This window comes from Trinickia sp. Y13 (assembly GCF_029522115.1).
Lineage (GTDB): Bacteria > Pseudomonadota > Gammaproteobacteria > Burkholderiales > Burkholderiaceae > Trinickia.
Genome location: NZ_JAKWFK010000002.1, coordinates 44,482 through 56,544, shown reverse-complemented (window position 1 = coordinate 56,544; position 12,063 = coordinate 44,482). Strand labels below are relative to the sequence as shown.

The window sequence follows — 12,063 nt, the reverse complement described above, 5'->3', positions numbered from 1 at the left end:
CGCGATCGTTAAGGAGTCCGAACGATGGGACATCTTCATATGCCGCTCTCGCACGCCGCGGAGCAAGACGCCTTGCCCACCCCTGAGCGGCGCGCCGGATCGACGCGTTGGCTGGCGGCCCCCTCGGTCGCCGTGCTGGTGCTGTGGATGACGATACCGCTCGCCATGACGATCTGGTATTCGTTCTCGCGATACAACTTGCTCAATCCCGACGAGAAAGGTTTCGCGGGGTTGGACAACTACCGCTATCTGGTCACCGATCCTTCCTTCGTGCCGTCGATCGTGCACACGCTCGAGCTGATCGGCTCCGTGCTCGTGATCACGGTCGTGGGCGGCATCTTGATGGCGCTGCTGTTCGATCGGAAGTTCATCGGCCAAGGCATTGCGCGCCTGCTCGCGATCGGCCCTTTCTTCGTCATGCCGACGGTCAGTGCGCTGATTTGGAAGAACATGATGTTGCACCCGGTGTACGGGGTGGCCGCAGCCGCGATGCGCTCGCTCGGCATGCAGCCGGTCGATTGGTTCGCCACCTATCCGTTGTCGGCCATCACCGTGATCGTCGCCTGGCAGTGGCTGCCGTTCGCGTTCTTGATCCTGTTCACGGCGATTCAATCGCTCGACGAAGAGCAAAAGGAAGCCGCGCGCATCGACGGCGCCGGCCCGATCGCGATGTTTTTCTATATCACGCTGCCTCACTTGCGGCGCGCGATCGCGGTCGTGGTGATGATGGAGACGATCTTCTTGCTGTCGATCTTCGCTGAAATCTATACGACCACTTCGGGCGGCCCCGGCAATGCGACGACGATCCTTTCGTATTTGATCTATGCGCTGGGCCTGCAACAGTTCGATGTCGGTCTTGCATCGGCGGGGGGCATTCTGGCCGTGGTGCTCGCCAACATCGTCGCGTTCTTCCTCGTGCGCATGCTGGCGAAGAACTTGAAGGGAGAATACGAAGCATGAGCCATCCAACCGTACCCTCCGCGCGAGCCGGGCTCGCGCAAGCGCCAGCCTTGGACGCGGTGAAGCGGGCGCTGCCGGGCCTGCTCGCCTGGATCATCGCGCTCGCGTTGTTCTTCCCGATCTTTTGGATGACGATCACGGCGTTCAAGACCGAGCGCGACGCATACTCGATGTCGCTGATCTTCACGCCGACGCTCGACAGTTTCCGGGAAGTCCTGGCGCGCAGCGACTACTTTCTGTTCGCGCGCAACTCGATCCTCGTGTCGGCGGGCGTCACCGTGCTGAGCCTGCTGCTTGCCGTGCCCGCTGCTTACACCATGGCGTTCTTCCCGACGCGCCGCACGCAAAAGCTGCTGCTGTGGATGCTGTCGACGAAGATGATGCCGTCGGTGGGCGTGCTCGTGCCGATCTATTTGATTTGGAAGAACGCGGGCCTGCTCGATACGGTAACGGGGCTCGTCATCGTCTATACGTTGATGAACCTGCCGATCGCCGTGTGGATGGCGTTCACCTACTTCAACGAGATTCCGCGCGACATTCTCGAAGCGGGCCGGATCGACGGGGCCGCGACATGGCAGGAGATCGTCTATCTGTTGATGCCGATGGCGTTGCCCGGATTGGCCTCGACTGCGCTCTTGCTCGTGATTCTGTCGTGGAACGAAGCGTTCTGGAGCATCAACCTGTCCAGTTCGAGCGCCGCACCGCTGACCGTGTTCATCGCTTCGTACTCCAGTCCCGAAGGGTTGTTTTGGGCGAAGCTGTCCGCGGCTTCGCTGCTTGCGGTCGCGCCCATTTTGCTCGTGGGCTGGGTATCGCAAAAGCAGTTGGTGCGCGGTCTGACCTTCGGAGCCGTCAAATGACGGCATCGACCACCAACGCAGAGGCGTTGCGGCGCGATCGAGTGCTGATTTGCGATTGCGACGGCGTGCTGATCGACAGCGAAGCCGTCGCGGCGAAGATGCTCGTGAGCGAGTTGCAAGCGCGCTGGCCGCATGTCGACGTAGAGCCGGTCGTATTACCGCTGCTTGGCTTGCGCATCGAACGCGTGCTCGAGGCGAGCGCCGCTGCATTCGGCGAAACGCTTGCGGCCGTCGAGATGGATGCGATCCGGCGCAGCGTCGAGGCGGCGGCGCAGCAAGCGCCGATCGTTGCGGGCGTGGAGGCGGCGCTCGGGCAAATAGCGCTGACCAAGGCCTGCGCGAGCAATAGCTTTACGGCTTATGTCGAAGCCGTGCTCGCGCGCACCGGCCTCGCTCGGTTTTTCGGCGCGCGCGTGTTTTGCGCCGATCGCGTGCCGCGGCCCAAGCCCGCTCCCGATATCTATATCGCCGCGGCCGAGGCGCTCGGCGTTGCGAGCAACGCTTGCCTGGTCGTCGAGGATAGCGCGGCGGGCGTCGCCGCCGCCACCGCGGCGGGCATGCTCGTGCTCGGTTTTGCGGGCGGCACGCATGCGGGGCACGGCGGCCGCGCTCACGTCGACGCGCTCGTGCAGGCGGGCGCACAGCAAATATTCGACGATATGCGCGCATTGCCTGCGCTTGTCGATCAATGGATGGCCGGCTTCGCCGATACGGCGCGCACGGCGGTGAATGGGAAAGGAGACGGATCATGGCAAGCTTGACCTTGCGCGGCATCGCCAAACGTTACGAGGAAAATGAGGTTTTACACAACGTGAACCTCGATATCGCCGATGGCGAGTTCGTCGTGTTCGTGGGGCCGAGCGGCTGCGGTAAATCGACGTTGCTGCGGATGATCGCAGGGCTCGAGAGCATCAGCGGCGGCGAATTGCTGATCGATACGGCGCGTGTCAACGACGTGCCGCCGGCCAAGCGCGGAATCGCGATGGTGTTCCAGTCGTACGCGCTTTACCCGCACATGTCGCTCTACGACAACATGGCGTTCGGGCTGAAGCTTGCGGGAGCCAAGAAGCCGGAGATCGACGAGGCGGTGCGCAATGCGGCGAAGATCTTGCACATCGATCATTTGCTCGACCGCAAGCCCAAGCAGCTCTCGGGCGGCCAGCGTCAGCGCGTGGCGATCGGACGCGCCATCACGCGCAAGCCGAAGGTGTTCTTGTTCGACGAGCCGCTATCGAATCTGGATGCCGCATTGCGCGTGAAGATGCGGCTCGAATTCGCGCGGCTTCACGACGAATTGAAGACGACGATGATCTACGTGACGCACGACCAGGTCGAGGCAATGACGCTTGCCGACAAGATCGTCGTGATGTCGGCGGGCAACGTCGAGCAGGTGGGCAGTCCCAACCGGCTTTATCATGCGCCGGCCAATCGGTTCGTCGCCGGGTTCATCGGATCGCCGAAGATGAATTTCCTCGATGGCGTCGTCGAGCAGATCGTCGACGACGGCGTGCTCGTGCGCTATGCAACGGGGGAAACGCAGCGCGTGGCAGTCGAGACGCGCGCCGTGACTTCATCGAACGTGCGCACGCTGCAACTGGGTGCGCGCGTGACCGTGGGCATTCGTCCCGAGCATTTGCATCCGCGGCAGGCGGGCGGTGCCAACGTGTACGGCGTCGCGGCGCGCACGACGACGGTCGAATCGCTCGGCGACGCGGCCTACCTGTATGCGGAAACGCCGGTTGCGCCCGACGGGCTGATCGCACGCATCCCGCCGCTCGAGCGGCACGAGCGAAACGAGACGATCGTGCTTGGCGCGGACCCGGAACATTGCCACCTGTTCGACGAGGAAGGGCTTGCGTACGAGCGCAAGATCGTGGAGGTGTTGTCGGCGGCCTGAATGAAAAGGGCGGCGTAACCGAGCCCACGCGCGCCGCGCGACGGCGCGCAGGCCGGGCGCACATCGATCAGACGCGACGGGTGCGGATCCGGTTGGCGCGAGACAGGCTTTCCGCGCGCAACGCTCGGCGCGCTAGTCGAACCGCATCGCTGTTATGCGTGCCGCCCCTGGTGGGCGAGCATATAGGCCCGCAGCAGTTTGTTGATGCGCGTTTGGTAGCCTTGGCCTTGCGCCTTGAACCAGTTCAGCACGTCAACGTCGAGCCGCATCGTCACCGCCTGTTTCGGTGGGACGTGCACTTCGGCGCGAGCGAAGAAATCCTCGCCCAGTTCAGGGATGTCGCTGGTGTCGATGTGCTCCTCTTTCAGCTTCTCGACGCGTTTCCAGTCAGTTCTTGACGCTTTGCTCATAACGTTTGACCTCATGCTTGGTTGCTTTGCGAGCGGAGACGATGCGTATGACCGGGCCATAGCGCTCCACGTACACGACGACGGCCATGATCGCCTTCATCCACCCGAGGGCAATCCTGCGCTCTTCACCATAGTCTTCGCGGCCGTCGAACGCCGTGAGCACAGGGTGGTTGAACACGTCGATTGCATCGGCGAAATCGATCCCGTGTTTGAGGATGTTGATTCGATTCTTCCTTTCGTCCCATTCGAACTCCACAGCTCATCTACTTTGCAAGTGTATTGACATTTGTATGCACGCGCTAGAGGGCCTCACCCCCTGCCGGCGAACGTCGACTGTCCACCGAGCGGGTTCTGCCGCTCGAGAGAAGCGATTGGGGAATGTGAGGGATAGGCTGCCGGATGCGGGCGCATCGACGATTTAACAGGACGAAGAGAAAGCGCTCGAAGCGTGCGATAAGCGGGGCGGGTCCTTGTCGATTTTGGGCGGCCTTGTTCGTCGAGTAGGATCGAAGGGGCCGTCCCTTCGCCGAACGAGTCCACCAAGGAGCCCAACATGCCTACGAATACCGTCCGCCTGCACCGCGTCTTGCGCGCCACGCCCGAACGTATCTACCGAGCCTTTCTCGATGCGGCGGCGTTGGCGAAATGGCTTCCGCCCAATGGATTCACCGGCACCGTGCATCACCTTCAGGCCGAAGTGGGCGGCAACTACAGGATGTCGTTCACTAATTTCACGACGGGGGATGGGCATTCGTTCGGCGGAGATTATCTAGAACTGGTGCCGAACGAGCGGATCCGCTACACCGGCAAGTTCGACGACCCGAACCTGCCCGGCCAAATGCAAACGACGGTGACGCTCACGCAAACGCCTTTCGGCACCGAGGTGAACATCGTCCAAGAGGGCATACCGGAAGTCATTCCCGCGCAAGCCTGCTATCTCGGGTGGCAGGAGTCGCTGGCCCTCTTGAAGTTGCTCGTCGAAGCGGAAATCCGGCAATAGCGAAGATTGCGATCAGGCGTTCGCATGCGCGCTGCGTCCTTTGGCGCGCTTGGCCGGGTGCTCGCCATCGCCGAGTGCAGCGCGGGCGCATGCCTCGTCCGTGACGAGCCCCGATAGCCAGCCGCCCTTGAGCACCGCGAGCACGGCGCCATGTTTGCGCGCACCGCCGGCAAAGGCGATCGTCGGGCGTTTGGGCGGAGAGTCGAGCGGAACGCTGGTCACGCGTCGCCCGGTCGGCGAATCGACCGGCGCGCCGTTGGCATCGATCGGCAGTCCCAACATTTCGGCCACGGCGCCGCGGCCGGTCAACTCGGCGACTTCAGCCGCGGTAATGAACCCGTCGATATGCAAGGGACATTTCGGGCCAATGTCGCCGATACCGACGAACGACACGTCCGCCTTCGCCATCAACGATTCGACGATGCGGTAAAGCCGGTGATTGACCCACTGCGCGCGCTCTGCCTCGCTGTCGGCGATCAGCGGAGCAGGCAGCAGAAAGTGCTTGCCACCCGTCTTTTCCGAAATACGCAGTGCGACGTCGTAGCGGTTGGACGAACCGTCCTGCGCGATCGCGCCGACCATCGAGACGAGCCGATGCTGCGGCCGGTCGATTTGCGCGAGCTGATCGACGGCGGCTTTCAGCGTTCGCCCGCTGCTGACCGAGACGATCATCGGCTTTTCCTCGGCCAAGTAGCGCTCCATGACCTGCGCGCCGGCGACGGCGAGCTTGCGATCGACCGCTTCGGGTGTGTCGTCGTCGACGGGAACGACTTCGCACATCGATAGGCCATAGCGGGCCTTGAGCTGCTCGGCCAGCGTCAGGCAATCGGCGAGCCGGTGCTCGATGCGCACTCGCACGAGATTCTTCTCGACGGCGAACGCAACGAGACGCTGCGCGACAGGGCGCGACACCTGCAGCTTTTCGGCGATCTCGTTTTGCGTATTGCCCGCGACGTAGTAGAGCCACGCCGCGCGTGTTGCCAGGTCGAGCTTTTCGTTGGATTTGGACACGGTCGTATGCGCTGAGCGGATGAAACTGCGACGGAGAATATCAAGCCAGCCGCGCGCGCGAGGGCTCGAACAGCGGCCGCACGTGGCGGTAGAGCTCGCGGTACGCGGTTAGGCGCGCGCGCAATTGCGCGTGACGCTGCGGGTTCGGCGTGAATTGTGCGACCACGGGCGGTTTGGTCAGGACTTCTCGCGGCTCGCCACCCGCAGCAAGCCAGCCCAAGCGCGCCGCGCCCAGGGCCGCGCCCGTTTCGCCGCCTCCGTGCTGACGTGTCGTGGTGGCGAGCGCATCGGCCAAGAGCTGCGCCCAAAACGCACTGCGCGCACCGCCACCGAGCAGCGAGAATGCGCTCGGCGCGGTGCCGGCGGCCGCGAGCGCGTCGAGCCCGTCGGTTAGCGCGAGCGTGACGCCTTCGAGCACCGCGTAGCCGAGCTGCGCGCGATCGGTCGCGTGCGTCATGCCGAAGAAGACGCCTTGCGCGTACGGATCGTTATGCGGCGTGCGCTCGCCCGAAAGGTAAGGCAGAAAGATCGGCGCCGATTCCAGTGCGTCGGGCGTGAGCGCGGCGGCTTCGCCAACGAGCGTCGGCTCGTCCGTGCCGGTCAGCTTGCAGACCCAGCGCAGGCAGCTCGCGGCCGAGAGCACGACGCTCATCTGATGCCAGCGGTCGGGAATCGCATGGCAGAACGCATGCACGGCAGAGGCCGGATTAGGGGAGAAGCGGTCGCCGACCACGCACAGGACGCCCGAGGTGCCGAGCGAGACGAAGCCATCGCCCGGTTCGGTTGCGCCGATGCCGATCGCACTCGTTGCGTTGTCGCCGCCCCCGGCTGCGACGACGACTTCCTTGTCGAGCCCCCATTCGCGTGCGATCTCGCGGCGCAGCACGCCAGAGGGCGCGCTGCCTTCGCAAAGCGCGGGCATCTGCGCACGGCTCATATCGCAGGCCTCGAGCAGCGCATCGGACCAATCGCGCCGCGCGACGTCGAGCCAGAGCGTGCCGGCGGCGTCGGACGGATCGGAGACTTTCTCGCCCGTCATGCGCAGCCGCAGATAGTCCTTGGGCAGCAGCACGCATGCGGTGCGACGAAAAATATCGGGCTCGTGCCGCGCGACCCACAGCAGCTTCGGTGCGGTGAAGCCCGGCATCGCCAGATTGCCCGCCACCGCGTGCAATTGGGGCGCTCGCTCGGTGAGTTCGTCGCATTCCGCGACGCTGCGCATGTCATTCCACAGGATGGCCGGGCGCAGCACGCGATCCGCCGCATCGAGCAAGACGGCGCCGTGCATTTGCCCCGATAGGCCGATGCCGCGCACTTGTGCGAACGCGTCGGGACACACGGCGCGCAGCTTCGCGATGGCTTCGCAGGTGCCGCGCCACCAGTCGGCCGGGTCTTGCTCTGCCCAGCGCGGGTGCGGGCGCGAGACGTGAAAGGGCGAGCCGGCCGTGGCAAGCACGCGTGCGTCGGGCGAGAGCAACAAGACTTTGACTTCTGACGTGCCTAGGTCGATGCCGAGATACATGGCGGGCGGCCCCTTGGTCGATGCGGTGAATCGTGGCGAAGACGACAACGAAGACGAAAACGCGAATGCGCTACTTTAGCCGCGCAGCGCGCAATGCGCCAATGTGCTCGAGGAGCGCGCCTCAGCGCGAGGCGAGCCAGGCGTCGACGCGTTCCAGCGCAGCTTCGATCACGCGTAGCAGCCGCGCATCTTGCGCCATGCCGCCCCAAAGCGTGCGCGCGGCGCAGAACTGCGCGAGCGGGTTGGGTGCGGCGAACCATGCTCGCACTGCCGCTTCGTCGAGCAATCCGTCTTGATAGGCGTAAGGCAACGCGCCTTGGCGCCAGCGGTCGAGAAAACGGAAGAACAGCGCCGGCAAGATCGCCGTGGCGTTGGGCTGCGCGTTGCGGGCGAAGCACTCCGCCAGCGTCGGTGCGATGAAGCCGGGAATCTTCGAGAAACCGTCCGCCGCGACGCGCTGATTCGTGTCCTGGATGTACGGGTTGCTGAAGCGATCGAGCACGACGTCGCGGTACCGCGCCAGATCGAGCGGGCTCGGCGTCAAACAGGGGATCACGTCTTGCGTCACGTACTCGAACGCCAACCGGCGCACGTCGGGATCGGCGGTGCCTTCGTGAATGTAGGTGTGGCCGACCAGCGTGCCCGCCCAAGCAATGCAGCTGTGGCTTGCGTTCAGAATGCGGATCTTCGCTTCTTCGTACGGATGGACCGAATCGACGAGCTCCGCGCCGACGCGTTCCCATGCGGGCCGGCCGGCCTTGAAGCGATCTTCGATGACCCACTGGATGAACGCCTCGCCCATCACCGGGCAGGCGTCCGGCACGCCGGTCGCCTCGAGCACGCGAGTGCGCACTTCCTCGGTCGGGCGCGGCGTGATGCGATCGACCATCGAATTGGGGCAGGCAGTATTGTGCTCGAACCACTCGAGCAGCGCCGTCTCGCCGCGCGCCGCGAGAAACGCCCGCATGCCGGCCTCGAAGCGCTCGCCGTTGCTGCGCAAGTTGTCGCAGCTTTGCAGCGTGACCGCGCCCGAACCGGCCGCTCGCCGCGCCTCGAGGATGGCGGCGAGCGCGCCGTAGATCGTCGTGCGCCCGCCCGCCAGATCGGCGGCCAGGTCCGGATTGACGGTATCGAGCCGATCGTGTTCGTCCAGGTAATAGCCGCCTTCGGTCACCGTAAACGAAATGATCTTGCAGGCCGGATCGGCGCCGGCTTCGACGAGCGGTGCCAGGGTCGCCGACCACGGCAGCACGCGCTCGATCGAACGAATCGTTTCGTAGGCGCGCTCCCCTTGTGGCGTAACCGTCTCGAGCGTGTAGACGCCATTCTGTTTCGCGAGCGCATCGAGCGTGGCGTTCATATCGCCCCGAATATTGCCCACGGTGAGGGACCAGCGCGCCTCCCCGGGCGGCGTCGCGGCGGCCAGCCGGTGCAGATACCAGGCCTGGTGGGCGCGATGAAACGAACCCACACCCAAGTGCAAGATGAAATTCGAACCTATGCCGCGCTCGCTAGCCATCGTTTGTCTCCCGCTCCAAATCGGATCTTTTGTTCTCCGGATGAGCGAATGATCGGTTTGCGGCGCGCGAAAGTCAAGGCGCGCTGCAACGAAGGCGAGTTCGGAAAGGGGGGCGCTAACGAGTGGGAATGCGCCGCTATCGCCGGCGCAGTAGGCTCGCGCCGTAAACGAGGGCGGACAAGGCCGTGATCCAAAAGCTCGTCGGCCAATCGGTATAGAAAGCCAACGTTACGCCGAGCCACGCCTGCGCCAGCGCGAACAGGGCGGCAAGGCCCACGCCCGTCGCCAGCCGCGTCGACAGGTTCTGTGCGGCGGCGGCCGGACCCACCATCAAGGTGAAAACGAGGAGCACGCCGACGATTTGAGTGCAGGCCGCGACGGCGAGCGCCGCGATCGCGAGAAACAGCACCGAGACCAGGCGCAGCGACACGCCTTTGGCTTCGGCAAGCTCGGGTTGCAGCGTTGCGAACAGCAGAGGCCGTGTTATTGCGCCCAATGCGAGCAGGCTCGCGGCGCCGATACCGGCGAGTACGAAGAGCGTCGACGTTGTGACGCCCAGCACATTGCCGAACAGCAGCGCCGTGACTTGCGTCGCATAGGCCGTGAAGAAGTGCAGGAACAGCAGGCCGCAACCGAGCGCGAGCGAGAGCACGACGCCGATTGCGACATCGCGGCCGGACAGGCGTTCGCCGAGTGCGCCCATCGATACGCCTGCCGCCAACGTGAAGCCGATCATGCCCCAGAGCGGCGAGATGCCGACGAGCGCCGCGCCGGTTGCGCCGGTGAACCCGACGTGCGACAGCGCATGTCCGGCGAACGTTTGTCCGCGCAATACGAGGAAATAGCCGACGATGCCTGCGAGCACGGCGACGATTCCGGACGCCGCGAACGCATTCACCATGAAGTCGTATTCAAACATCGTGCGTGTGTCCCTGTCCCTGTCCGTGTTCGTGTTCGTGCGAATGGCCGTGACCGTGCGCGGCGTGCTTGGGGCCGCTCATGTGATTCGCTGGGCCCTTGCCATGCTCGTGCTCGTGCTCGTGCTCGTGCTCGTGCTCGTGCTCGTGCTCGTGCTCATGCTCATGCTCATGCTCATGCTCATGCTCATGCTCATGCTCATGCCCGTGATCGTGCTTTTCGACTTCCACGTCGCCGGACATGACGAAGATACGCCCGCCCACGCGCACGACATCGATGGGCGCACCGTAGAGCCGTGACAGCACGGGCCGCGTGATCACTTCATCGACGGTGCCGAGTGCCGCCGCGCCGTTGCCGAGGTAAAGCACGCGATCGATGGCTTGGAGCAACGGGTTCAGTTCGTGCGCGGAGAACAGAACGGTGATGCCCAGCTCTCGCTGCACGCGGCGCACGAGTTCGACGACGATTCTCTGACGATGGGGATCGAGGCTAATGAGAGGCTCGTCGAGCAACAACAGCCGCGGTTTGCCGAGCAGGCATTGCGCGAGCAGCAGCCGTTGGCGCTCGCCGCCCGAGAGTTCCGATAGAGGGCGGGCGGCCAGCGCTTGCCCGCCGACAAGATCGAGCACACGCTCGACGTCCGCGCGCGTCGCCGCATCGGCGAGCGGCAGCCCCCACCGATGCCCGTCGGCGGCCATCGCGACAAATTCGCGTCCGAGCACGCGCCGGCTCGCGAGTGCGCTGCGCGTTTGCGGCATGTAGCCGATCAACGGATTGCCGCGTTCCACGGTGCGTCCGCCGATGCGGATCGCGCCGCGCGCCACGGGGACCAGACCGAGCACCGCGCGCATGAGCGTGGTTTTGCCTGCGCCGTTAGCGCCGAGCACGCCGATGAACTCGCCTTCTTCGATGGCAAGGTTTGCATCTTTCAGGATCGCGCGCCCAGCGAGCTCGAGCGAAACATGCTCGAGTTCGAGGGCCGGGCTGCTCGCGGGAGGATGGCGGACCGCGGCCGAAGGCTGCGCGCGGCGCTCCCTTTCGTCGTTCATGGCTGGCTATCCCCCAGTGCTTTTGCGAGCGAGTCGATTTGTCCGCTCATCCACTGTTGATATGTCTGTCCGGCCGGCTCGGTTTCGGTGACGCGCACGGCCGGCACTTGCGCTTGCTTTGCCAGCCCCAGCATGCGCTCGGTCAATTTGCTGACGGCTTGCGCGTTGTAGATGAGGGCGCGCACGCGTTTGCCGCGCAAGTCTTGCTCGAAGGCGACGATATCGGAGGCCGCGGGCTCGGTGCCGTTCATGACCGACAACTGAAAGCGCGTGTTGCGCATCGAAAGGCCGATCGCATCGGATAGATAGCCGGCGACGGGCTCGGTCGCGGTCACCGGGGCGCCCGCATACGATTTGCCCAGCCGGGCGATGCGCGCGTCGATGGGCTTGAGCGATTCGATGAAGCGGGCCAGATTCGCGTCGTATTGCGCGCGATGTGCGGGATCTGCCGCCGCAAGTGCGGCACTCACCGCGCGGGCAACGGCGGGCATGGTTTGCGGTTTGTACCAGAGATGAGGATTGTCGCCGGGTTTGGCGCCGACGAGCGCCGCCGCCACGATGACGGTGCGTTTAGGCGAGGGCGACGCGGCGAGCAGCTTCTGCATCCACGGATCGTAGGCCGCGCCGTTATAGACGACGAGCGTCGCGCTGTGCAGCGCGCGCGCCGTTTTGGGGCTGGCCTCGAATAGATGCGGATCTTCGTCCGGATTGCTGAGAATGCTCGTCACGTCGACGTAATCGCCGCCCAGTTGCTTGACGACGTCGCCGTAAAAATTCTCGGCGGCGACGACGCTCACGCGCGCTTGCGCTGCCACCGCAGGCGTGCAAGGCGCTAATGCCGCCACGGTCGTCAGGCCCAGCGCCATCCCGATGCGCAAGGCAGCGCGGGCGATCGCTCGGATCGAATTCATTCGTTC

13 protein-coding genes are annotated in these 12,063 nt (G+C 64.6%); 5 read left to right on the top strand and 8 right to left on the bottom strand.

The features are described 5' to 3' along the window. Positions 1 to 24: 24 nt before the first annotated feature. Genes MMB74_RS03350 through ugpC form a run of 4 tightly spaced genes read left to right on the top strand, consistent with a single transcriptional unit; the run spans position 25 to position 3,717 of the window. Positions 25 to 960 (top strand): sugar ABC transporter permease, encoded by a 936-nt coding sequence (locus MMB74_RS03350; protein ID WP_277427194.1) that lies wholly within the window; start codon positions 25 to 27, stop codon positions 958 to 960. After that, entirely contained in the window at positions 957 to 1,820 is an 864-nt protein-coding gene (locus MMB74_RS03345; protein WP_277427193.1) for a carbohydrate ABC transporter permease, read from the top strand. The genes MMB74_RS03350 and MMB74_RS03345 overlap by 4 nt, the downstream gene beginning before the upstream one ends. Next, on the top strand, positions 1,817 to 2,581 hold the full coding sequence (locus MMB74_RS03340) for an HAD family phosphatase (protein ID WP_277427192.1): 765 nt from the start codon (positions 1,817 to 1,819) through the stop codon (positions 2,579 to 2,581). The genes MMB74_RS03345 and MMB74_RS03340 overlap by 4 nt, the downstream gene beginning before the upstream one ends. Next, the gene (gene ugpC, locus MMB74_RS03335; protein WP_277427191.1) at positions 2,569 to 3,717 is read left to right on the top strand and encodes a sn-glycerol-3-phosphate ABC transporter ATP-binding protein UgpC; all 1,149 of its coding nucleotides are present in this window, start codon (positions 2,569 to 2,571) and stop codon (positions 3,715 to 3,717) included. Before MMB74_RS03340 ends, ugpC begins: the two co-directional genes overlap by 13 nt. Positions 3,718 to 3,869: 152 nt before the next feature. Here the strand turns inward: ugpC and MMB74_RS03330 are convergent, their stop codons facing one another. Both MMB74_RS03330 and MMB74_RS03325 read right to left on the bottom strand, forming a co-directional pair. Continuing rightward, positions 3,870 to 4,127 (bottom strand): BrnA antitoxin family protein, encoded by a 258-nt coding sequence (locus MMB74_RS03330; RefSeq protein WP_277427190.1) that lies wholly within the window; start codon positions 4,125 to 4,127, stop codon positions 3,870 to 3,872. Next, positions 4,105 to 4,383 (bottom strand): BrnT family toxin, encoded by a 279-nt coding sequence (locus MMB74_RS03325; RefSeq protein ID WP_277427189.1) that lies wholly within the window; start codon positions 4,381 to 4,383, stop codon positions 4,105 to 4,107. The genes MMB74_RS03330 and MMB74_RS03325 overlap by 23 nt, the downstream gene beginning before the upstream one ends. 297 nt (positions 4,384 to 4,680) lie before the next feature. Between MMB74_RS03325 and MMB74_RS03320 the strand changes: the two genes are divergently transcribed. Next, on the top strand, positions 4,681 to 5,127 hold the full coding sequence (locus MMB74_RS03320; protein WP_277427188.1) for an SRPBCC family protein: 447 nt from the start codon (positions 4,681 to 4,683) through the stop codon (positions 5,125 to 5,127). 12 nt (positions 5,128 to 5,139) lie between these two features. Here MMB74_RS03320 and MMB74_RS03315 read toward each other — a convergent pair whose 3' ends face one another. The 6 genes from MMB74_RS03315 to MMB74_RS03290 all read right to left on the bottom strand — a co-directional run bounded on the left by MMB74_RS03315 (position 5,140) and on the right by MMB74_RS03290 (position 12,012). Continuing rightward, positions 5,140 to 6,138 carry a sugar-binding transcriptional regulator gene (locus MMB74_RS03315; RefSeq protein WP_277427187.1) on the bottom strand — a complete coding sequence of 333 codons (999 nt, stop codon included), beginning with the start codon at positions 6,136 to 6,138 and terminating at the stop codon, positions 5,140 to 5,142. Between the two features lie 40 nt (positions 6,139 to 6,178). Beyond that, positions 6,179 to 7,660 carry a xylulokinase gene (xylB, locus tag MMB74_RS03310; protein WP_277427186.1) on the bottom strand — a complete coding sequence of 494 codons (1,482 nt, stop codon included), beginning with the start codon at positions 7,658 to 7,660 and terminating at the stop codon, positions 6,179 to 6,181. 121 nt (positions 7,661 to 7,781) lie between these two features. Further along, positions 7,782 to 9,179 carry a D-arabinitol 4-dehydrogenase gene (gene dalD, locus MMB74_RS03305; protein ID WP_277427185.1) on the bottom strand — a complete coding sequence of 466 codons (1,398 nt, stop codon included), beginning with the start codon at positions 9,177 to 9,179 and terminating at the stop codon, positions 7,782 to 7,784. Between the two features lie 136 nt (positions 9,180 to 9,315). Beyond that, entirely contained in the window at positions 9,316 to 10,098 is a 783-nt protein-coding gene (locus tag MMB74_RS03300) for a metal ABC transporter permease (RefSeq protein ID WP_277427184.1), read from the bottom strand. Continuing rightward, the gene (locus tag MMB74_RS03295) at positions 10,091 to 11,146 is read right to left on the bottom strand and encodes an ATP-binding cassette domain-containing protein (RefSeq protein WP_277427183.1); all 1,056 of its coding nucleotides are present in this window, start codon (positions 11,144 to 11,146) and stop codon (positions 10,091 to 10,093) included. Before MMB74_RS03295 ends, MMB74_RS03300 begins: the two co-directional genes overlap by 8 nt. Next, positions 11,143 to 12,012 (bottom strand): zinc ABC transporter substrate-binding protein, encoded by an 870-nt coding sequence (locus MMB74_RS03290; RefSeq protein WP_277427705.1) that lies wholly within the window; start codon positions 12,010 to 12,012, stop codon positions 11,143 to 11,145. The genes MMB74_RS03295 and MMB74_RS03290 overlap by 4 nt, the downstream gene beginning before the upstream one ends. Positions 12,013 to 12,063 lie beyond the last annotated feature (51 nt).